Origin of the sequence: Nocardia abscessus, from assembly GCF_015477775.1 — a bacterium.
GTDB classification, from domain to species: Bacteria; Actinomycetota; Actinomycetes; order Mycobacteriales; family Mycobacteriaceae; genus Nocardia; species Nocardia abscessus_A.
Genome location: NZ_JADLQO010000004.1, coordinates 353,751 through 374,433 on the forward strand (window position 1 = coordinate 353,751; position 20,683 = coordinate 374,433).

The 20,683-nt window shown below is 69.3% G+C and carries 19 protein-coding genes and 1 pseudogene; 7 read left to right on the forward strand and 13 right to left on the reverse strand.

Features of this window, described 5'->3' with window-relative positions; translation table 11 throughout:
- Positions 1–603: 603 nt before the first annotated feature.
- The 12 genes and pseudogenes from mtrB to cofD all read right to left on the reverse strand — a co-directional run.
- Positions 604–2,158: pseudogene (gene mtrB, locus IU450_RS14635) on the reverse strand (MtrAB system histidine kinase MtrB); the annotation flags it as partial.
- 44 nt (positions 2,159–2,202) lie between these two features.
- Positions 2,203–2,880 carry an MtrAB system response regulator MtrA gene (mtrA, locus tag IU450_RS14640; protein WP_039800350.1) on the reverse strand — a complete coding sequence of 226 codons (678 nt, stop codon included), beginning with the start codon at positions 2,878–2,880 and terminating at the stop codon, positions 2,203–2,205.
- A gap of 78 nt (positions 2,881–2,958) precedes the next feature.
- Positions 2,959–3,606 carry a dTMP kinase gene (locus tag IU450_RS14645; RefSeq protein ID WP_195150333.1) on the reverse strand — a complete coding sequence of 216 codons (648 nt, stop codon included), beginning with the start codon at positions 3,604–3,606 and terminating at the stop codon, positions 2,959–2,961.
- Between the two features lie 145 nt (positions 3,607–3,751).
- Positions 3,752–5,236, reverse strand: coding sequence for an adenosylhomocysteinase (ahcY, locus tag IU450_RS14650; protein ID WP_195150334.1), 1,485 nt, complete (start codon positions 5,234–5,236; stop codon positions 3,752–3,754).
- A gap of 116 nt (positions 5,237–5,352) precedes the next feature.
- On the reverse strand, positions 5,353–6,489 hold the full coding sequence (locus tag IU450_RS14655) for an alkane 1-monooxygenase (RefSeq protein WP_324197673.1): 1,137 nt from the start codon (positions 6,487–6,489) through the stop codon (positions 5,353–5,355).
- Between the two features lie 192 nt (positions 6,490–6,681).
- The gene (locus tag IU450_RS14660) at positions 6,682–7,302 is read right to left on the reverse strand and encodes a TetR/AcrR family transcriptional regulator (RefSeq protein ID WP_195150336.1); all 621 of its coding nucleotides are present in this window, start codon (positions 7,300–7,302) and stop codon (positions 6,682–6,684) included.
- Positions 7,303–7,342: 40 nt separating this feature from the next.
- The gene (locus tag IU450_RS14665; protein ID WP_195150337.1) at positions 7,343–7,525 is read right to left on the reverse strand and encodes a rubredoxin; all 183 of its coding nucleotides are present in this window, start codon (positions 7,523–7,525) and stop codon (positions 7,343–7,345) included.
- Positions 7,522–7,695 (reverse strand): rubredoxin, encoded by a 174-nt coding sequence (locus IU450_RS14670; RefSeq protein WP_195150338.1) that lies wholly within the window; start codon positions 7,693–7,695, stop codon positions 7,522–7,524. The genes IU450_RS14665 and IU450_RS14670 overlap by 4 nt, the downstream gene beginning before the upstream one ends.
- The gene (locus IU450_RS14675) at positions 7,692–8,942 is read right to left on the reverse strand and encodes an alkane 1-monooxygenase (protein WP_195150339.1); all 1,251 of its coding nucleotides are present in this window, start codon (positions 8,940–8,942) and stop codon (positions 7,692–7,694) included. The genes IU450_RS14670 and IU450_RS14675 overlap by 4 nt, the downstream gene beginning before the upstream one ends.
- 185 nt (positions 8,943–9,127) lie before the next feature.
- Positions 9,128–9,646: an NUDIX hydrolase gene (locus tag IU450_RS14680; protein ID WP_195150340.1), complete on the reverse strand. Its 519-nt coding sequence runs from the start codon at positions 9,644–9,646 to the stop codon at positions 9,128–9,130.
- Between the two features lie 34 nt (positions 9,647–9,680).
- Positions 9,681–11,027 carry a coenzyme F420-0:L-glutamate ligase gene (locus IU450_RS14685; protein WP_195150341.1) on the reverse strand — a complete coding sequence of 449 codons (1,347 nt, stop codon included), beginning with the start codon at positions 11,025–11,027 and terminating at the stop codon, positions 9,681–9,683.
- Complete coding sequence (cofD, locus tag IU450_RS14690; protein WP_416382868.1) at positions 11,024–12,022, reverse strand: 2-phospho-L-lactate transferase; 999 nt, start codon at positions 12,020–12,022, stop codon at positions 11,024–11,026. Before cofD ends, IU450_RS14685 begins: the two co-directional genes overlap by 4 nt.
- Positions 12,023–12,513: 491 nt before the next feature.
- On the opposite strand from cofD, the gene IU450_RS14695 reads away from it, so the two are divergent.
- The 7 genes from IU450_RS14695 (at position 12,514) to IU450_RS14725 (ending at position 19,051) form a co-directional block, all read left to right on the forward strand.
- Positions 12,514–12,747, forward strand: a complete 234-nt coding sequence (locus IU450_RS14695; protein WP_029901515.1) for a WhiB family transcriptional regulator — start codon at positions 12,514–12,516, stop codon at positions 12,745–12,747.
- Between the two features lie 125 nt (positions 12,748–12,872).
- Positions 12,873–13,352, forward strand: a complete 480-nt coding sequence (locus IU450_RS14700) for a metallopeptidase family protein (RefSeq protein WP_167477524.1) — start codon at positions 12,873–12,875, stop codon at positions 13,350–13,352.
- A gap of 347 nt (positions 13,353–13,699) precedes the next feature.
- Positions 13,700–14,080 carry a DUF3499 domain-containing protein gene (locus tag IU450_RS14705; RefSeq protein WP_039800382.1) on the forward strand — a complete coding sequence of 127 codons (381 nt, stop codon included), beginning with the start codon at positions 13,700–13,702 and terminating at the stop codon, positions 14,078–14,080.
- Positions 14,081–14,132: 52 nt separating this feature from the next.
- A complete protein-coding gene (locus tag IU450_RS14710) occupies positions 14,133–15,509 on the forward strand; it encodes a phosphomannomutase/phosphoglucomutase (RefSeq protein ID WP_195150342.1) in 1,377 nt (458 codons plus the stop codon).
- A gap of 118 nt (positions 15,510–15,627) precedes the next feature.
- Entirely contained in the window at positions 15,628–16,830 is a 1,203-nt protein-coding gene (locus IU450_RS14715; RefSeq protein ID WP_195150343.1) for a tobH protein, read from the forward strand.
- Positions 16,830–18,050, forward strand: a complete 1,221-nt coding sequence (manA, locus tag IU450_RS14720; RefSeq protein ID WP_195150344.1) for a mannose-6-phosphate isomerase, class I — start codon at positions 16,830–16,832, stop codon at positions 18,048–18,050. The genes IU450_RS14715 and manA overlap by 1 nt, the downstream gene beginning before the upstream one ends.
- Before the next feature lie 74 nt (positions 18,051–18,124).
- A complete protein-coding gene (locus IU450_RS14725) occupies positions 18,125–19,051 on the forward strand; it encodes a cation diffusion facilitator family transporter (RefSeq protein WP_195150345.1) in 927 nt (308 codons plus the stop codon).
- 64 nt (positions 19,052–19,115) lie between these two features.
- Here the strand turns inward: IU450_RS14725 and IU450_RS14730 are convergent, their stop codons facing one another.
- Positions 19,116–20,585, reverse strand: coding sequence for a phytoene desaturase family protein (locus IU450_RS14730; RefSeq protein ID WP_195150346.1), 1,470 nt, complete (start codon positions 20,583–20,585; stop codon positions 19,116–19,118).
- Positions 20,586–20,683 lie beyond the last annotated feature (98 nt).

The window sequence follows — 20,683 nt, forward strand, 5'->3', positions numbered from 1 at the left end:
ATCCCCCGCGCCCGGTCCGCGCCGACTCGGACGTCGGCGATCCGTTCGCTCCGGGTGCCGGCGCGTCTTCCGTCGATGCGCTGTCGGTCGGCGTCGTCGCGCCGGGCGACTCACTCGCGCTCTGCTTCGATGCCTGCTCCGGCGCCGCATTCGATTCGGGGACGCCGGGTTCTGCGGCGTCCTTCTCCGGCGCCTCCGCTTCGGCCGTGTCCGACGTCGGGTCCTCGTCTCCCACCGCTTCCGAACCGACGCGCGCGGCCTCGACCGTCGTCTCGTCGCCACCCGGCTCGTCGCCACCCGGCTCGTCTCCGCTCGGCTCGGAACTGTCCGGCGCGGAGCTGTCCGGCGCGGCCGGTCGGCTCGGATCCTTCGACAGCACGTCCTCCGGCTCGCGGGAACCCGGAGGCATGGCATCGGGGCCACCTGGTTCGGAAGCGCTCGGCTCCCGCAGGGCGTGCGCCACCTGCCCGGTTTCCGAATCGGTCGCCTTCGGCTCGCTAGCCTCGGCGGTCGAGCCGCCCGGTTGCGCGGCCGGTTCGGCGGCATCCCCCTCGGGAGCGCCGGAATCGGCGGGCGGCTCCGGCTCGACCACGCGCATCGACTTGCGGGCCGGTTCCAGCGGCAGCGGGCTCGCGCCGAGCTTCTTGCCGCGCACCAGCGGCAGTGTCAGGCGGAAGCTGGCGCCGAGCCCGGCCTCGCCCCAGGCTTCGAGCCTGCCTTCGTGCAGGTTCGCATCCTCCACACTGATCGACAGGCCGAGGCCGGTACCGCCGGAGCGGCGCATGCGTGAGGGATCCGAGCGCCAGAACCGGTTGAAGACCAGCTTCTCCTCGCCGGGCCGCAGACCGACGCCCTGATCGCGCACGACGACGGCGACGGCGTTCGCGTCGAGGTCGCCGCGCATCCGGATCAGCACCGGCTTGCCCTCGCTGTGGTCGATCGCGTTGGCGAGCAGATTGCGCAGCACCCGCTCCACCCGGCGCGGATCTACCTCGGCGACCAGCGGCTCCTCCGGCATGTCCGTGATCACCTCGACCCCGGCGTCCTTGGCCAGGTGCCGCACGGTCGAGATCGCGGCCCGCGCGCACATCCGCACGTCCAGCGACTCGACCTGGAGTTCGGCGACGCCCGCGTCGTGCCTGCTGATCTCCAGCAGGTCGTTGAGCAGGCCCTCGAACCGGTCGAGCTCGTTGACCAGCAGCTCGGCGCTGCGGGCCAGGGCGGGGTCGAGGTCGTCACTGCTGCCGTGGATGAGGTCGGCGGCCATGCGGACGGTGGTGAGCGGAGTACGCAGCTCATGGCTGACGTCGGAGGTGAACCGGCGCTGCAGGTTGCCGAATTCCTCCAGCTGGGTGATCTGGTTGGACAGGCTCTCGGCCATCTCGTTGAACGCCTGCGCCAGCCGCGCCATGTCGTCCTCGCCGCGCACCAGCATGCGTTCCTTGAGCCTGCCGTCGGCGAACCGGCCCGCGATCCGGGCCGCGGAGCGGATCGGCAGGACCACCTGCCTGGTGACCAGCGCGGTGATCGCGGCAAGCAACACCAGCAGGACGATGCCGCCGACCAGCATGGTGCCGCGCATCAGCGACAGGCTGCGTTCCTCGTTGGCCAGCGGGAAGATCAGATAGATCTCCAGGGTGGGGATCTCCGCGCTCGGGCTGCCGATGATCAGCGCGCGACCGCGGTAACCGTCCGCGTCGTCGACCGTGGCGAACTGGTAGCTGACCTGGTTGCGCTGCACGAACCGGCGCAGTTCGTCGGGCACCTCCTGGATCGGGCCGCGAGGGATCTGCTGCGGCGGCATCCCGCCGATGACACTCAGCGCCGAATCGAAGCTGCCCGCGGCGCCGGTGGATTGGCCGGTGCCGCCACGGTTGGACAACGCGTTGCGGGCCTCTTCCAACCGCTGCGGTTGAGCGCCGATGTCGTGCACACCGGCCAGCTGGCTCTCCACCGTGTTGCGCGCACGGTCCATCTCCTCGACCGCGGCGTTGATCTTGGCGTCCAACAGCCGGTCGGTGATCTGACTGGTCAGCACCACGCCCAGGATCGTGATGACGATCAGTGACAGCGTCAGCGTCGACACGATGACACGCAACTGCAGTGAGCGACGCCAGAGGTGGCCTAAGGCAATACCGACCGCTTGGAACCAGGCCACCACCGGAGCCAGCGATCGTTGGAGACGGGCGATCACGCCATCGATCACGGTGGTCCGGCCTTGTAACCGACACCGCGGACGGTCAGCACGATCTCCGGGTTCTCGGGATCCTTCTCGACCTTCGCCCGCAACCGCTGCACGTGCACGTTCACCAGCCGGGTGTCGGCGGCGTGCCGGTAGCCCCAGACCTGTTCGAGCAGGACCTCACGGGTGAACACCTGGCGCGGCTTGCGGGCCAGGGCGACGAGCAGGTCGAACTCCAGCGGCGTCAGCGAGATCTGCGCGCCGCCGCGGCTGACCTTGTGCGCGGGCACGTCGATCACGATATCGGCGATCGACAGCAGCTCGGCGGGCTCCTCCTCGGTGCGGCGCAGCCGCGCCCGCACCCGGGCCACGAGCTCCTTCGGCTTGAAGGGCTTGACGATGTAATCGTCGGCGCCCGATTCCAGACCCAGCACGACGTCGACCGTGTCGGTCTTGGCCGTGAGCATCACGATCGGAACCCCGGAATCGGCCCGCAGCACACGGCACACATCGATGCCGTTCATGCCGGGCAGCATCAGGTCCAGCAACACCAGATCGGGGCGGATCTCGCGAACCGCCGCCAGGGCCTGTGTGCCGTCGCCGACCACATGCGGGTCGAACCCTTCCCCGCGCAAGACGATCGTGAGCATCTCAGCGAGTGCCATATCGTCGTCGACGACCAGAATCTTCGGCTTCATAACTACTATGTTGTCATCTCCCAGGCCAGGATCGGGCCGCCACGCCAACACTGGTGCGAACCCGCGGCACAGCCAACCTTATCGACCAACGATTTCGGCGATCCGCGCGGCAAGCGCAGCCGGGCCGTCGTCGGATCGGTAGGTCCACCACGGTCCGCGCCAGTCGCGTTCGGCCAGCTCACGGTACACCGCCCCGGTCCGGTGCTGCAGACCGCCGTCGCGCTCGTAGGCGTCGAGCGCGCGCTCGGCGTCGAGTTCGCCACGCCTGCGGGCACGCTCGGTGGCGAGCTCGGTCGGCACGTCCAGCAACACCTGCAGCGCGGGCGCGGGCAGGCCGAACCTGCCGAACTCCAATTCGCCCACCCAGTCGACGATTTCACCGTCGGCCGACTGCCCCAGCCGGGCAGCCGAGTAGGCGGCGTTGGAGGCGACGTAGCGATCCAGCAGCACAATGTCGTTGTCGGCCAACAGCTTCGACAACTCGTCCTGGGCGTCGGCGCGATCGAGCGCGAACAGCAGGGCCATGCCGCTGACCGAGGCGGCGAGGTCGCCGTGCGCGCCGCGCAGCGCCTCGGCGGCCAGATCGGCGTGCACCGAGGCGCGGTAGCGCGGGAAGGCCATCGTCGCGACGCGCAGCCCGCGACCGCGCAGCTCGGCGACGACTCGCTCGATCAGCGTCCGCTTGCCCGCGCCGTCGAGGCCCTCGACCGCAATCAGCACTCCCATGACCAGGCAGCGTACCCCGCCGCCCGCTCTGTGCCCGCACCGGCTGACCAGCGCGGATGTCGAGCTTTCCGGCAGGTGCGCCGACGGCTGCCCGACGGGCCGGTGTCCCGCGGGCAAGCGGCCCGCGGGACACCAGGCGCTGCGCTCAGTAGCGGTAGTGATCCGGCTTGTACGGGCCCTCGACGTCGACGCCGATGTACTCGGCCTGGTCCTTGGTGAGCTTGGTCAGCTCGCCGCCGAGCGCTTCGACGTGGATGCGGGCGACCTTCTCGTCCAGGTGCTTCGGCAGCCGGTAGACCTCGTTGTCGTACTCCTCGGGCTTGGTCCACAGCTCGATCTGCGCGATCACCTGGTTGGAGAAGCTGTTCGACATCACGAACGACGGATGACCGGTCGCGTTGCCGAGGTTGAGCAGACGCCCTTCCGACAACACCAGGATCGAGCGGCCGCTGTCCTGGAACGTCCACAGGTCGACCTGCGGCTTGATGGTCAATTTCGTTGCGCCGGAACGCTCCAGCGCGGCCATGTCGATCTCGTTGTCGAAGTGACCGATGTTGCCGAGGATGGCTTGGTCCTTCATCGCCTTCATGTGCTCGAGGGTGATGATGTCCTTGTTCCCGGTCGCGGTGATGACGATGTCGGCCTCGCCGATCGCGTTCTCCACGGTCACCACGTCGTAGCCGTCCATCAGCGCCTGCAGCGCGTTGATCGGGTCGATCTCGGTGACCTGCACCCGGGCGCCCTGTCCGGCAAGCGATTCCGCGCAGCCCTTGCCGACATCTCCGTAGCCGCAGATCAATATCTTCTTGCCGCCGATGAGCACGTCGGTGCCGCGGTTGATGCCGTCGATCAGCGAGTGGCGGGTGCCGTACTTGTTGTCGAACTTGCTCTTGGTGACCGAGTCGTTGACGTTGATCGCCGGGAACACCAGCTCACCCGCCGCCGCGAACTGGTAGAGCCGCAGCACGCCGGTGGTGGTCTCCTCGGTGACGCCGCGCACCGACTCGGCGATCTTGCCCCACTTGCCCCGGTCGGTCTCGAACCGCTCGCGCAGCAGGTTCAGGAAGACCTTGTACTCGGCCGAGTGGTCCTCGTCCTCCGGCGGCACCACGCCCGCCTTCTCGAACTGCGCGCCGCGCAGCACGAGCATGGTGGCGTCGCCACCGTCGTCGAGGATCATGTTGGCCGGCTCACCCGGCCAGGTGAGCATCTGCTCGGCGGCCCACCAGTACTCCTCCAGCGTCTCGCCCTTCCAGGCGAACACCGGGGTGCCCTTGGGCTCGTCGACGGTGCCGTGCGGCCCGACGACCACGGCGGCGGCCGCGTGGTCCTGGGTCGAGAAGATGTTGCACGAAGCCCAGCGAACCTCGGCGCCGAGACTGGTCAGGGTCTCGATCAGTACCGCGGTCTGCACGGTCATGTGCAGCGAGCCGGAGATGCGCGCGCCCTGCAGCGGCCGCACCTCGGCGTACTCACGGCGCAGCGCCATCAGACCGGGCATCTCGTGTTCGGCCAGACGGATCTCCTTGCGGCCGAAATCGGCCAGCGACAGATCTGCCACCTTGTAGTCGATGCCGTTGCGGACATCGGCGGTCAACGACGTGCGTGCGTGAAGTTCTGAGGTGGTCATCAGCCTCTCCTGGTTCGGCAAGTACCGAGGCAAGGCTAGTCGCTCACGACCCGGCGTGGTCGACGTGCCTGTCCTGCTCGCGCGGCCCGGCGTCCGACCCGCTCCGGCGGCGTCGCTTACGCGACGACCCCGCGGGCCGCCAGGATGCGGCGCCGCTTTCGCGGCTGGATGTTCGCCAGGGTGATGTCGCCGCCGTAATGGGCGAGGACGCGGTCGTCCATCACCCACCGCCACACCGGCGGGATGGCGGCCAGCACGATCATGGCGGCGTACCCCGCGGGCAGTTGCGGAGCCTGCTGCGAGCTGCGCAGCGTCTGATAGCGACGCCCCGGGTTGGCGTGGTGGTCGCTGTGCCGCTGCAGGTGGAACAGGAAGATGTTGGTGACCAGGTGGTCGCTGTTCCAGCTGTCGCGCGGCGAGCAGCGGGCGTACATGCCGTTCGGCCGACGCGCCCGCAGCAGGCCGTAGTGCTCGACATAGTTCACCGTCTCCAGCAGGCCGATGCCGATGACCGCCTGCAGCAGCAGCCAGGGCAGCACCTGGTAGCCGAACGCCGCGATCAGGGCGCCGAACAGCACGATCGTCATCGACCAGGCCTGCAGGATGTGGTTGTCCCTGCTCCACCAGCCCTTGTCCTTGCGCGCGAGCCGCTCGCGCTCGAGCGTAAGCGCCGAGCGGAAGCTCCCCGACACGCTGCGGGGCAAGAACTCCCACAGCGACTCCCCCAGCCGGCCGCTTGCCGGATCCTCCGGGGTCGCCACCCGCACGTGGTGACCGCGGTTGTGCTCGACGAAGAAGTGCCCGTAACCGGACTGCGCGAGCGCGATCTTGGCCAGCCAGCGTTCCATGTGTTCGACCCGGTGCCCGAGTTCGTGGGCGGCGTTGATGCCGATGCCGCTGACGAATCCGAGGGTGGCGGCCAAACCGAGTTTGTCGATCAGGCCCAGTTCGTCACCGGACCACATGAAGCACGCGATCACCAGGCCGATCAGCTGGACCGGGAGCATCAGGTAGGTGCACCACCGGTAGTACCGATCGTTGGACAGCAACTCGTAGTCCTCGTCCCGCGGGTTACTGCCGTCCACGCCGATCGCCCAGTCCAGCACCGGGATGACGATCAGCACGATGATCGGGCCGATCCACCAGAAGACCTCGGCGCCGGTGTGCAGCACGAGTTGCGAGGGCAGCAATGCGGACGACGGCGCGAGCAAGCCGAGAACCCACAGATGGCGTTTGGGATCGGGCGATCCCACCGGTTTGCCAACCGTTTGCACTTTTGCTCCACTCGAAGAAGACCCGAACACCGTCGCCTGAGAATACTTGTTGACTTGTTGTCCGTTACACCAATGCCGTCGGTTGAAACGTGATCGCTATTACAAGCCGTGCAGTCTGTTTTCAATGTGCTGCATATGCGCCGGGTCGCGAGCCGGTTGCCCCGCTCGGGCTCAGCTCTGCACCCGCGCGGCGAGAATCGCTTCGACGTAAGGACTCAACAGCGCGCTCAACTCGGCGGGCGCGTCCCGCCCCGGACCGGGCGGAGTGGGGATGTAGCTGAGGGCGATTCGCACCAGCGCGTGCGCGATGACGTCCGATTCGGCCTCCGTCGAGGCCACCCAGCTGTGTTGGAAGGCGCGCGACAGCCGCTCGGTCGCGTGTTCGAGCAACGGCCCCGCGTCGAGGGTGATCAGGCGCAGCAGATCCAGCTTGACCTCGCCCGCGATCAGCGACTGCACCAGCGGGTCGGACGCCGCGTCGAAGAAGAAGTTGGCCATGCCGTCGCGGAACGCTGCGCGGACGTCACCCACGTTGCCGTTGATCGCCGCGTCGACATGGTCGACCAGGAAGTCGGCCAGGCGCAGGGCGTACGCCTGGGTGAGTCCGCCTCGCGAACCGAACTCGTTGTACAGGGTCTGCCTGCTCACGCCGGCCCTGGCCGCGACGTCGCCGAGCGTGATCTTGGACCAATCCCGCTCGGTGAGCAGCTCGCGCATCGCGTCCAGGACCGACGTCCGCAGCAGGTCCCGCGCGGCCTCCTGGTAGGGAATCCTGGTTCCGTTGCGCGGCATACCCGCGACATTGTCACGGGCGCCTGCCGCAGTCAAAATCTCACGACCGCTCGATTTCGACCATGTAGAAGTCCGCCTTGGCGGCCCCGCAGTCCGGGCAGGTCCAGTCGTCGGGGATGTCGTCCCAGCGGGTTCCCGGCGCGATGCCGTCCTCCGGCCAGCCCTCGGCTTCGTCGTATTCGAAGCCGCACTGGATGCACTGATAGAGCTTGTAGTCGGTCATTTCGTAATCCCCATCGGCTCGAAGTCGATCTTCTCCCGTACGCCGCAGTCCGGGCAGCACCAGTCGTCCGGCACCCTCTCCCAGGAGGTGCCCGGCGGAAAGCCCTCGTGCGGAGCGCCTTTCGCCTCGTCGAAGACGTAGTCGCAGACGGGGCAGCGGTACGCGCTCATGCTGTCCCGCCCGTCTCGGCCGCGCCGGAGCCGTAGCGCGCCAGCACCTTCTCCCGCTTGCCCGGATCGATGTTGGCGCGGGTGATGTCGCCGTTGTAGTGCGCGAGCACCCGCTTGTCCATGACGCGACGCCACAGCGGCGGGAAGTAGGCGAGCAGGATCATGCTGGCGTAGCCGCTCGGCAGGTTCGGCGCGCCGTCCCAGCTGCGCAAGGTCTGGTAGCGCCGGGTCGGGTAGGCGTGGTGATCGCTGTGCCGCTGCAGGTGGTACAGGAAGATGTTGGTGACGATGTGGTCGCTGTTCCAACTGTGCACCGGGGCGGGCCGCTCGTACCGGCCGCTCGCCGTGCGCTGCCGCACCAGGCCGTAGTGCTCCAAATAGTTGACCGCCTCCAGCAGGCTGAAGCCGACCACGGCCTGCAGGATCAGGTAGGGCAGCAGTTCGATGCCGAACACCGCGATCAGCGCCGCGAACAGCACCGCCGACATCAGCCAGGCACTGAGCACTTCGTTGCGCAGGCTCCACGGCTTCTTGCCGAGCCGATCCAGCCGCGCCTTCTCCAACTGCCAGGACGACTTCAGGCTGCCCCACACGGTACGCGGCCAGAAGGCCCAGAAGGTCTCGCCCACCCGGGAACTCGCCGGGTCCTCGGGCGTCGCGACGCGCACGTGGTGGCCGCGGTTGTGCTCGATGTAGAAGTGCCCGTAGAACGACTGGGCCAGCGCGATCCGGGACAGCCAGCGCTCCAGGTCCACCTTCTTGTGGCCGAGTTCGTGTGCGGTGTTGATGCCGATGCCGCCGATCATGCCGACGGTGATCGCCAGGCCTATCTTGTCCACCACGTGCAGCCCGCCGTCGATGCCGAGCCAGCTCACGTCGTCGGCGGTGATCAGGTAGGCCGCCATGAGCAGCGTGGCGTACTGGAACGGCAGGTACAGGTAGGTCAGGTAGCGGTAGTACCGGTCGTTCTCCAGGTACTCCATCACCTCGTCGGGCGGGTTGTCGCCGTCCGGGCCGAAGAAGACGTCCGCGATCGGAATCAGCACGTAGACCAGGATCGGCCCGAGCCAGAACGGCGCCTGCGCGAGGCGGTGCCAGCCGAGCTCGTTCAGGGCCCAGATCAGCGGCAGCCCGATGACGAACAGGCCGGTCGGGGCGAACAACCCCCACAGCCACATATAGCGCTTACGGTCGCGCCAGGCCGGTACCTCGACCGGCTGCGCGGACATGTCGGCGTGCGTCGACATCGTTGTCTCCATTCCGAACGGCACGTGCCCTGTGACGTGCATTACCTCACTTATGGACGATAGAGGGCCATTTGTCGCTTGTCTATACAAATCAGGCAATTTGTAAACCAGCCCCGCGTAGGCATGAGAAAGGCCCCGGTCGATGTGCATCCGACCGGGGCCCGGGCCTCGAAAAGAGGGCTAGCTCAACACAGCAGAACGTCGGCGTCCGCGGGCAGGGCGTCCACCGGCCACCAGCGCAGGTCGGTGGATTCGTGGCTGCGCACCGGGACGGCGCCCGCGGGAGCGGTGAGGCGGAACAGGAGGTCCAGGTGCCTGGTCGGCACGCCGAGCGAGCAGGTGATGGGGTGCGCCTGGGCACCGTAGAGCCCCGGGTGCAGGCGCAGGTCCGCGATACCGGACTCCTCGGTGGCTTCGCGCAGCGCGGCGCCCGCGACCGTGTCGTCGTGCTCTTCGCAGTGGCCGCCGAGCTGGATCCAGCGTCCGACCCGCGGGTGCAGCGTGAGCAGCACCTCGCGGCCGTCGTGGGAGAAGACCACCGCGGAGGCGGTGATGTGGCCGGGCGCGTGCTCGCGCAGGCACCCGCGCGGAGCCGAGCCGAGGAAGGCCAGCATCGCCTCGCGCAGCGAGCGGTCCGATTCGACGGCCGGATTCCATGTTTCGAGCAACTCGACGGCCGAAGCGTGCAGCGACTCCGCGCTCACCGGCGCCCCTCTCGCGCCACGGAATCGCAGCGCGTCACAGCTCGACCAGCCCGGAGCCCGCGCCCGGCGCCTGCCGTGGGGTCGGCTCCTCGAACGGGTGACCGATGGCGATGGCGCCCAGCGGACTCCAGTCCTCGTCCAGGCCCAGGACCGCACGGGTGACCTCCGGGGCGAAGATCGTCGACCCGATCCAGCAGCTGCCGATTCCCTCGGTGGCCAAGGCGACCAGCAGCCCCTGCACCGCGGCGCCCACCGCGACGGTGAACATGGTGCGCTCGTTGGCCCGCCTGCGCTCGTCCGGATAGTCGTGTGCGCCGTCCGGCACGCAGAACGGGATGATCACCTCGGGGGCGTCGAACAGGATGCGCCCGCGCGCGATCCGGCGCTCGACCCGCTCCGGCGTGAGTCCGTCGGCGGTCAGATCGTCGCGCCACCGCTGTGCCATCGCCTCGAGCAAGCGCGTACGCAGCCGCGGGTCGCGCAGCCAGACGAATCGCACCGGGCGGGTGTGGTGCGGCGCGGGCGCGGTCAGCGCGACCGACACCGCCGCGCGGATGCGTTCCGGGTCCACCGGGGTGTCGGCGAACCGGCGGATCGAGCGACGCAGGAGGATCGCCTCCTTGCGACCGCGCTCGATCGCCTCCGCGGTGCCCAGCCAGAACAGGTCCTCGGTGCCGCCGCGCAGCAGATCGGCGGCGCAGGAACCGTCGTCGGTGATCGGCAGCCCGCGCACCACCGCGACCGGGACGCCGCCGAGTTTGCCCTTGACCAGGTCGGCGGCGGCGGCCAGCTCGTCGGCCACGGCCACCTGGGTGACGAACAATTCGTTGCCCTGCCCGTCTACCGCGCCCGCGTAGTCGTGCAGCACCCGCAGGCCCGCGGCGCCGATGGCCGCGTCGGTCTGGCCGTTGCGCCAGGCGCGGCCCATCGTGTCGGTGACGATCACCGCCACGGTCACACCGAGTCGTTCGGCGAGCGCGGCGCGCAGCGCCTTGGCGCTGGCGTCCGGGTCGGTGGGCAACAGCACGAGTTCGCCCTGTTCGACGTTCGAGCCGTCCACGCCGGAGGCCGCCTGCACGATGCCGAGCTTGTTCTCGGTGATCAAGGTGCGGCCCTTGCGGGCGAGCACCCGCACCGCCTCCTGGTCGACGAGCCTGCGCCGGGCGGCGTCGCGTTCCTCCGGGTCCAGCGGCGCTTCCACGATGCGGCCCTCGACCTTGGCGACGATCTTGCTGGTGACCACCAGCACGTCACCGTCGGCCAGCCATGGCGCACAGCGGGCGATGTGCTCGGCGAGGCCGTCGCCGGGCCGGAATTCGGGCAGTCCGGTGATGGGCAGGATGCGCAGCTCTCCGGCCGCGTGATCGGTCGGTGTGGTCACGGGGCGACTCCAGCGAGATCCAGCGCCTGACGCACCATTTCGGCGGTGGTGGGCGGGTCGGTCATCAACAAGGGCACGCTACGCACCTCGACGCCGGGCACGTCGGCGGTGTCGGTGCTGTGGATAAGCCAGCCGTCCAGGATGCCGGTGGCCGAGCGGGCGCCGTAGTACCGGCCGATCGCCTCGGCCGTGGTCTCCACGCCGATCACCGACAGGCATTCGTCGGCCATACCCCGCAGGGGCTTGCCGTCGATCACGCCGGACACGCCGATCACCTTGGCCCGGGTGGTGCGCAGGGCGCCGCGGATACCGGGCACGGCGAGGATGGCGCCGATGCTCACGACGGGGTTCGACGGCGCGAGAAGGACCACGTCGGCGGATTCTATGATATCGATCACATTTGGGGCAGGTTTGGCTTCATCGGCGCCAATTGTGGCGAATCCATGGGTGTCGATGTTCGCTCGGTAGCGAACCCACCACTCTTGAAAATGGATCGCGCGCCGTTCGCCAGGGTTGTCCGGATCGGTCACGACGACATGCGTTTCGCAGCGATCGTCGGTTGCCGGGATCAGTTTCACGCCGGGCTGCCACCGGTTGCACAGCGCTTCGGTGACCGCGGAGAGCCGGTATCCGGCGCGCAACATTTCGGTCCGGATCAGATGCGTGGCGATATCGCGGTCCCCCAAGCCGAACCAGTCCGGCTGGGCGTGATACTTCGCGAGCTCCTCTTTGGCGTGCCAGGTTTCGCCGACGCGGCCCCAGCCCCGCTCGGTATCGATGCCGCCGCCGAGGGTATACATGCAGGTGTCGAGGTCGGGACAGATCCGGAGCCCGTGCATCCAGACGTCGTCGCCGACGTTCACGATCGCGGAGACGTCCGCCTCGGGCAGCAGTTCCCGGACGCCCTGCAAGAAACGCGCCCCACCGACGCCGCCGACCAGCACGGCGATCCGGGGTCCGTTCGCGGGCGTGGCGTCCGCTTGTTGTCCAGTCACATCCGCACAGCCTATGCGCTGGCGTGGCGGCTCCCATTCGCGGCAAATTTGCTGTTTATTTGCTATTGCAGATCACAAGTTGGGATCGGAATGCGGCTGCGGATAGTAACGGAATAGCGACGGCGGCTTGACCATCGACGCGTCCGGCGTGTCTAATCACAGTCATGTCATTCCGGGTTCGCGCGAGAGCTCAACGCGCGAGCCGCTTTTCGAACAGATGTTCGCATAGGTATGACAAGCTCGGGGACGTCCGCGGGACAACGTCGCGGGGTATGGCCGTCGGTGCGCGTGTTGGTCCGACGGAAAGAATCATTCTGCGCTAACACACAGTGAGGAGGCGGAGCGTGGCCAACGAGATGGTCTCGCCGACCGATTCCACAGCAGGCGCAGCACGTGGCGTCTGCGCAGACAACGGCGGCTGGAAGGACCAAGAGGGGGGTGACGGAGTCACGGCGCCCCGGCTCAGCCTGGTCGTGACCGGCTTCGACGAGATGTTCGAATCCATCGAAGAGCAGTGGCAAGAGCGCGCCCTGTGCGCGCAGACCGATCCGGAGGCGTTCTTCCCCGAGAAGGGCGGCTCGACTCGTGAGGCCAAACGGATCTGCATGGGCTGCGAGGTGCGCGACGAGTGCCTGGAATACGCACTCGCGCACGATGAGCGCTTCGGCATCTGGGGCGGGCTCTCCGAGCGGGAGCGCCGCCGCCTCAAGCGCGGCATCGGCTGACAGACATCCGCGGGGCCCGGAGCCGCCCGTTCCACCAGGGCGCTCCGGGCACGCGCGACACGACCGGACGAATCTCCACCGCCTCGATGCGGACGGCCGGACCCGGCTGGCCTAGATTTTGTCTCATGGCACGTTCCCGTAAGCGTCGACCGCCGACCGCGCGGTCGGTTATCCGCCGTGGCCGCGGAGTGCGCGGGCCGATGCTGCCACCCACCGTGCCCGCCTGGCGGACCCGCGGCCAGAAGTTCGACCGGCTGGTGCTGGAGGCGTTCGCCCCGCTGGACACCCGCTGGCACGACCGGCTCACCAAGCTCGACATCGCGGTCGACGACGTTCCGAAAATCCGTCCGCTGCATCCCGATTCGGTCACCTGGCCGGACGAGGTGGTCGCCGACGGCCCGGTTCCCCTGTCCCGGCTCATCCCGGCCGGGGTCGACCGGCACGGCGCGGCGACCAGGGCGCGCGTGGTGCTGTTCCGCAAGCCGCTCGAACTGCGCGCCAGCGACCCCGACGACCTGGTGGATCTGCTGCGCGAGGTGCTGGTCCAGCAGGTGGCGACCTATCTCGGTGTCGACCCGGACGTGATCGATCCGGAAGCCGAGTGAGTCCCGAGTGAGTCCCGAGTGAGTCGCACCCATCCACGCGGCGGTGGCCCTCGAATGCTGTTGCGGGGCAGGCGCCGGCGCGAACACGTGTAGGCCGGCGACCCGCTGGGTACCCCGGAACTCCCCCCTTCGCGACGAGCCGCTCGCGCCGCGCACCCTCTCGGGTCCGGTCGGGCGGGACACCGTTGCGCGAGCCGGGGAAACGTCGTCCAGAACACCGCCGGACGCGCGGCGCGCCCTGCGGGACCCCGTGCTGCCCTCGTTTCGCGACGCGCGGACCGAGATTCTTCAAGCGTGTCTGTCCCCATCGACGCGCCAGGGGGGTTACTCTCATCGGCGTGATTCCCATGCGTCGTTGCTGCCGTCCAGGCTGCAAGAATCCGGCCGTCGCGACGCTCACCTATGTGTACTCGGACTCGACGGCGGTGGTCGGACCACTCGCGACGGTCGCCGAACCGCACTCCTGGGATCTCTGCGAAACGCACGGCTCACGAATCACCGCTCCGAAGGGCTGGGAGCTGGTTCGCCACGAAGGTGGATTCTCCTCCAGCACACCGGATGACGACGATCTGACCGCGCTCGCCGAGGCGGTGCGGGAGGCCGGGCTGCGCCGCCGCCCGCCGGAGCGCGAGCAGCGTGGCTATCGCGACTACGCTCCCCCGCCGCCGCGGACCACGCGAACAGGCCGTCGCGGCCATCTGCGCGTCCTGCCCGACCCGCCGTCCTGAACAGACGAGGACGGTGTCGGACCGGCTCGGCGCAACCACTAGGGTGGTGGGCATGACAGTCGCCCGCTCTGCCGAATTCGTGAACGCGGTGATCAAGGCCTACGACGTTCGCGGCGTGGTCGGTGATCAGATCGACGCGGAATTCGTCAGGGACGTCGGCGCCTCCTTCGCCCGGCTGATGCGCGCCGAGAACGCGACCCGGATCGTCATCGGACACGACATGCGGGACTCCTCGCCCGCGTTGTCGGCGGCCTTCGCCGACGGCGTGCTCGGCCAGGGCCTGGACGTGGTGCACATCGGCCTCGCCTCGACCGACCAGCTGTACTTCGCCTCCGGACACCTGGACTGCCCGGGGGCCATGTTCACCGCCAGCCACAACCCGGCCCGCTACAACGGCATCAAGCTGTGCCGCGCCAAGGCCCTTCCGGTCGGGCAGGACACCGGTCTGGCCACCATCAAGGGCCAGCTGATCGAGGGTGTGCCCGAGTACACCGGCGAGCGCGGCAGCGCGACGGAACTGGACCTGCTCACCGAATACGCGCAGTTCCTGCGCGGCCTGGTCGATCTCGGCGGCATCCGCCCCCTCACGATCGCGGTGGACGCGGGCAACGGCATGGCCGGCCACACGGTCCCCGCGGTGCTGGGCACGCTGCCCCAGGTGACGATCGTGCCGCTGTACTTCGAGCTGGACGGCAGCTTCCCGAACCACGAGGCCAACCCGCTGGACCCGGCGAACCTGGTGGACCTGCAGAAGCTGGTCCGCGAATCCGGCGCGGACATCGGCCTGGCCTTCGACGGCGATGCCGACCGCTGCTTCGTGGTCGACGAGAACGGCGACCCGGTGTCGCCCTCCGCGATCACCGCCCTGGTCGCCGAGCGCGAGCTGGCCAAGGAGCCCGGCGCGGTGATCATCCACAACCTGATCACCTCCCGCGCGGTGCCGGAACTGGTGCACGAACTGGGCGGCACGCCGGTGCGCACCCGGGTCGGGCACTCGTTCATCAAGCAGGAGATGGCCTCCACCGGAGCGGTGTTCGGCGGCGAGCACTCCGCGCACTACTACTTCCGCGACTTCTGGGGCGCCGACTCCGGCATGCTCGCGGCGCTGCACGTGCTGGCCGCGCTCGGCGAGAAGGACCGGCCGGTGTCGGAGCTGATGGCTTCCTACGCAGGCTACGCGGCCTCCGGCGAGATCAACTCCACCGTGACCGACGCCGAGGCGCGGACGTTGGCGGTGGTGGAGGCCTTCGCGGACCGGGCGCACTCGGTGGACCGGCTGGACGGGGTGACCGTGCAACTGGCCGACAACGCCTGGTTCAACCTGCGAGCGTCGAATACCGAGCCGTTGCTCCGGCTGAACGTCGAGGCCCGATCGGCGGAGGAAGTAGACGCACTCGTGACCGAGATCCTGAGCATCGTGCGCTCCTGACTGGAATAGTGGAATCACAGGCCTTGGAGTCGCCCGACTCGGTCTCGGTGTGGCAGCTGGACCGGGTGGGCGCGGGGGCGGAAAAGACACAGCGCGATGAGGGGAGGTGGGACGCCCGATGATCGCTGGAACACCGGTGCTCGACCTCGACGATGCCGCTTCACTCGAGGCCGCCGACGCAGGCGGCGCCCTTCGCTCGGCCGCATCCGGCGGCGCCCAGGTGCGTGCTACCGCGGCGGCCGTCGGTGAGGACGCGCTCGCCCGATTGGCCGATCTGCGCCCACGCAGCGTGGTATTCGTCTCCGGTTCCGGACGTGCCGCGCGTGCCGCCGGACTGCTCATCGCCGCGCTCGGCGACCGTGCGGGCCTACCCGTGGTGCCCGCCGCCGCCCTCCCGCCGTGGGTGGGGCCGCTGGACGTCGTCCTGGTCTCCGGCGACGACGCGGGCGATCCGCGTCTGATCGACGCCGTCGACCGGGCGCTGCGCCGCGGCGCCGAGGTGGTCGTCGCCGCGCCGCACGAGGGGCCGCTGCGCGCCGCCGCGGCCGGACGCGCCGCCGTGCTGGAGCCGCGGGTACCGGTGCTCGGCCACAACCGCCTGTTGCGCTTCCTGGCCGCCGGAATCGCGGTGCTGCGCGCGGTCGACCCGCAGCGCTCCGGCGCCGCCGTCCCCGAGCTCACCGAACTGGCCGACGTGCTGGACGCGGAGGCGCTGCGCGACGGCCCGCACAACGAGGTCTTCCGCAATCCCGCCAAGACGCTGGCCGCGCGCATGCAGCAGCGGGGCATCGTGCTCGCGGGCGATTCGCCCGCCGCCGCCGAACTGGCGGAGCACGGCGCCGAAGTGTTGCTGCAGTCCGCGGGCAAAGTGGCCACCGCGGTGGACCTGGCCGAGGCCGTGGCGGCGCGGACCAGGATGTCCGAGGCGGCAGGCGAATCCGCGCCCGACTTCGATCCGCTGTTCCACGACGAGGAGCTCGACGGCCCCGCGCCGGTGGAGCGCATCCGGGTGTTCGTGCTCAGCGCCGATCGCGATCGCGCGGCCGCGCGCCGACGCCTCGCGGTGTTCGGCGGCGACGGGTCGAACCTGGTCGACGCCGATCTGGTGAACGCCGACGTCGACCTGCTGCACACCGAGATGACCGACCCCGCCGCTCCCACGCAGGCCCGCGCCGAAGAGTCCGCGCCTGCCGAAGGCACCGAACTCGAACAGCTCGCGGTGCTCGCGCTGCGACTGGAGATGGCCGCCGCCTACCTGCGGTTGATCGGCTCGCGCACCGCCTCGGCCGACAGCCAGGGGCAGTACGGGGGAAGCTACTAGTGCACGAACTCGTTGGTGCGCTGCGCTCGTATGCCTGGGGCTCGCGCACCGCGCTCGCTCAGCTGTGCGGCAGGCCGGTGCCGTCGGCGCATCCGGAGGCCGAGTTGTGGTTCGGCACCCACCCCGCCGACCCGGCGTACGTGAAGATCGGTGATCGCACCACTTCGCTGCTGGAGCTGGTCGCCGCCGACCCGGACCGGGAACTGGGGTCCGTCGCAGCGGAATTCGACGCGAAGCTGCCGTTCCTGCTCAAGGTACTGGCCGCCGAGGAGCCGCTGTCGCTGCAGGCACACCCGAGTACGGAACAGGCACGGGCCGGCTTCGACCGGGAGAACCGGGCGAAGGTGCCGTTGGATTCGCCGCTGCGCAATTACCGCGACGACAACCACAAGCCCGAGCTGGTCGTCGCGCTGGACCGGTTCGAGGCGCTGGCCGGTTTCCGCGAGCCGCACCGTACGGTCGCGCTCCTGCGCGCGCTGGCGGTGGACAGCTTGCACTCCTACTGCGAACTGCTTGCCGCCCAGCCGGATTCCGCGGGTTTGCGCACCCTGTTCACCACCTGGATCACGCTGCCGCAGCACGTGCTGGCCACGTTGCTGCCCGCGGTGCTGGACGGCTGCGTGCGATATCTGTCCGGGAAAGGCGCGCGCGAGTTCACCGCCGAGGCGCGCACCACGCTCGAACTCGCCGAGGCCTACCCCGGCGACGCGGGTGTGCTGGCAGCGCTGCTGTTGAACCGGGTGACGTTGGAGCCGGGTCAGGGACTGTTCCTCGCGGCCGGGAATCTGCACGCCTACCTGCGTGGGGTCGGCGTGGAGATCATGGCCAACTCCGACAACGTGCTGCGCTGCGGTCTCACCCCCAAACACGTCGACGTGCCGGAACTGTTGCGCGTGTTGGACTTCGAGCCGATCGGCCTTCCGGTCGTGCTGCCGGAACCCGCGGGCGACGGATCGGTGCGCTACCGAACCCCCGCACCCGAGTTCGCGCTGCGCCGCTTCGACCTGGTCGCCGGAGCCGCACGGGTGCCGCTGACCGCGGCGGGGCCGGGCATCGTGCTGTGCACGGCCGGACGGGTGCGCCTGTTCCAGAACGACTCCGCGCTGGAACTCACCCGGGGCGGGGCCGCCTGGATCTCCGCCGCCGACACCGATATTCGCGCACAGGCGCTGGACGGTGACGTCCAGCTGTTCTGCGCGTGCGTCGGCGCGACCGGCTGACCGATCCGGGACGCCGGATCACCGGTGCCCTAGTCTGGTCGCGGGTATCTCGAAAACAGAGAGGACATGCTTCCATGTCGGCTGGTGGTGGCAAGAAGGCGATCGTCGCGGCGTTGACCGCGAACGCGGGGATCGCCGCGGCGAAGTTCGTCGGTGCGGCGATCACCGGCTCGGGGTCGATGCTCGCCGAGGCGGTGCACTCCGTGGCCGACACGGGCAATCAGGGACTGTTGCTGCTCGGCCAGCAGCGCGCCGCGAAGGAAGCGGACGAACTGCACCCGTTCGGGTACGCCCGCAACCGCTACTTCTATTCGTTCATCGTGGCGCTGGTGCTGTTCACCCTCGGCTCCGGCTACGCCATCTACGAGGGCATCCACAAGATCCAGCATCCGGAGGAGCTGAGTTCGCCGATCGTGGCGGTCGTCATCCTGGTGGTCGCGATCGCGCTGGAGACCTACAGCTTCACCACGGCGGTGCGGGAGTCCAGGCCGCTCAAGGGTGAGGCCAGTTGGTGGCGGTTCATCCGCAACTCGCGCAGCCCGGAACTTCCGGTGGTGCTGCTGGAGGACACCGGCGCGCTGGTCGGCCTGATCTTGGCGCTCGGTGGCGTCGGGCTGACCATGATCACCCACGACCCGATCTGGGACGGCGTCGGCACGCTGGCCATCGGCGGACTGCTCGGCGTCATCGCCGTCGTGCTGATCGTTGAGATGCAGAGCCTGCTGATCGGTGAGGGCGCCACGCCGGAGGAGAACCGGCAGATCCGCGCGAACCTGGTCGACGCCACCCGCATCGATCGGGTGATCCACCTCAAGACCCAATACCTCGGCCCGGAGGAACTGCTCGTGGCGGCGAAGGTCGGCGTGGTGCCCGGTCTGGAGGTCGCGGCGATCGCGAGCGCGATCGATGACGCCGAGGCCCGCGTCCGCGCGGCGGTCCCCGCGGCACGCGTCATCTACCTCGAACCCGATCTGTATCGCACCGAACCCGCCAAGGGATAGGTCCTCGCGGACCGGAGCAGTTCGGCGCACTGCGCGGGAGGCCCGTACCCGGCTGGGTGGTTTCTCAGCGAGGCTGGCGAGCGGGGGTACGCAAGAGATCGAGCGGATCGGTGCGGATATCGAAGCGTTCGCGCAGGGCGTGGCGCGCGGCGTGCAATCCGCTCATGCCGTGCACGCCGGGGCCGGGCGGGGTGGCGGACGAGCACAGGTAGACGCCGGGGATCGGTGTGGCGTAAGGGTTCCAGCGCGGGGTGGGGCGGAACGCGAACTGGCGCAGGGTCATCGCGCCCGCGGAGATGTCGCCGCCGATGTAGTTGGCGTTGTGCGTGGGCATTTCGGCGGCGGTGATCACGTTCTTGGCGACGATCAGATCGCGGAAGCCCGGCGCGAATCGCTCGACCTGGGCGATCACCTCCTCGCTGACATCGCGGGTGGAGCCGTTGGGCACGTGCGCGTAGGTGTAGTAGGTGTGGCCGCCCGCGGGTGCGCGGGTGGAGTCGACCACGCCGGGCTGGATGGACAGCACATAGGGCCGTTCGGCGTGTCGTCCCATGGCCACGGCGTGCTCGGCGGCCATGGCCTCGGCGCGGGTGCCGATCACGTGCACCGTTCCGGCCGACGCGCAGCTCTCGGCTTGCCACGGCACCGGACCGGACAGCGCGAAGTCGATCTTGCAGGCCGCGCCGCCGTAGCGGAAACGCCGCAGCCGCTTCGCGTACCGGGCGGGCAACCGGTGCTCGGCGATCCGCAGCAGTTCGGCCGGGGCGAGGTCGAGCAGAACGGCACGGGCATCGGCGAATTCATCCAGCGAGTCGACCCGGTGCCCGGTGTGCACCCGGCCGCCGAGGCGCTCGAGTTCGGCGATGAGGGCGTCGGGAATCGCCTGACTGCCGCCGCGCGGAATCACCCAGCCCCCGACATGGGCCAGCGTGCCGAGCAGCAGTGCCGCGCCCGCGGCCGTGACGGCGCGCGGCGGAATGATCGCGTGGGTGGCGATGCCGGTCAGCAGGGCGGGTGCGACCTGCTCGCGGAACCTGACGTTCCACAGCGGTGAGCCCTGCTCCAGCGTGCGCAGGCCGAAACGGATCGCGGTCGCGAGCCCGGACGGGACGCGGCGCAGATCCGACATCGCGAGGTCGACCACGTCCGGCCAGTGCCGCACCAGCGGCGCGAACAGCTTGCGCCAGGCCGGGCCGTCCGGACCGAGGTCGTCGACCGTGCGTTCCAGGTCTCGCCAGGCCGCTCCGGCCACGCCGCCGTCGAGCGGATGGGCATAGGAGACCTCGGGGGCGAGCAGCTCCACGCCGTGCGCGGTCAAGTCGAACGCGCGGAACACCGGGGACGCCGCCGCCATCGGATGCGCGCCCGCGCACACGTCGTGCCGATAACCCGGCAGGGTCAGCTCGGCCGTGCGGGATCCGCCCCCGGCCGTCGGCTCGGCCTCGTAGACCTCCACGGCGAGCCCCGCTCTGGCCAGAATCACCGCGGCGGCCAGCCCGTTCGGTCCCGAGCCGACCACAACAACATCAGCCATACCCCCACGCTACCGGCCGACCGACCGCCGACCTGCTCACCGACACCACCACTGGACTGCCGACTCCCCGCAGTCCGGGCACTCCCACTCCGGGCGCG

Excerpts from the sequence above, each read along its gene's own strand:
- mtrA (WP_039800350.1), bottom strand. The coding sequence starts at position 2,880 with ATGAAGCCGAAGATTCTGGTCGTCGACGACGATATGGCACTCGCTGAG.
- IU450_RS14645 (WP_195150333.1), bottom strand. The coding sequence starts at position 3,606 with ATGGGAGTGCTGATTGCGGTCGAGGGCCTCGACGGCGCGGGCAAGCGG.
- ahcY (WP_195150334.1), bottom strand. The coding sequence starts at position 5,236 with ATGACCACCTCAGAACTTCACGCACGCACGTCGTTGACCGCCGATGTC.
- IU450_RS14660 (WP_195150336.1), bottom strand. The coding sequence starts at position 7,302 with ATGCCGCGCAACGGAACCAGGATTCCCTACCAGGAGGCCGCGCGGGAC.
- IU450_RS14665 (WP_195150337.1), bottom strand. The coding sequence starts at position 7,525 with ATGACCGACTACAAGCTCTATCAGTGCATCCAGTGCGGCTTCGAATAC.
- IU450_RS14670 (WP_195150338.1), bottom strand. The coding sequence starts at position 7,695 with ATGAGCGCGTACCGCTGCCCCGTCTGCGACTACGTCTTCGACGAGGCG.
- IU450_RS14675 (WP_195150339.1), bottom strand. The coding sequence starts at position 8,942 with ATGTCGACGCACGCCGACATGTCCGCGCAGCCGGTCGAGGTACCGGCC.
- IU450_RS14695 (WP_029901515.1), top strand. The coding sequence starts at position 12,514 with ATGTTCGAATCCATCGAAGAGCAGTGGCAAGAGCGCGCCCTGTGCGCG.
- IU450_RS14700 (WP_167477524.1), top strand. The coding sequence starts at position 12,873 with ATGGCACGTTCCCGTAAGCGTCGACCGCCGACCGCGCGGTCGGTTATC.
- IU450_RS14705 (WP_039800382.1), top strand. The coding sequence starts at position 13,700 with ATGCGTCGTTGCTGCCGTCCAGGCTGCAAGAATCCGGCCGTCGCGACG.
- IU450_RS14710 (WP_195150342.1), top strand. The coding sequence starts at position 14,133 with ATGACAGTCGCCCGCTCTGCCGAATTCGTGAACGCGGTGATCAAGGCC.
- IU450_RS14715 (WP_195150343.1), top strand. The coding sequence starts at position 15,628 with ATGATCGCTGGAACACCGGTGCTCGACCTCGACGATGCCGCTTCACTC.
- IU450_RS14725 (WP_195150345.1), top strand. The coding sequence starts at position 18,125 with ATGTCGGCTGGTGGTGGCAAGAAGGCGATCGTCGCGGCGTTGACCGCG.
- IU450_RS14730 (WP_195150346.1), bottom strand. The coding sequence starts at position 20,585 with ATGGCTGATGTTGTTGTGGTCGGCTCGGGACCGAACGGGCTGGCCGCC.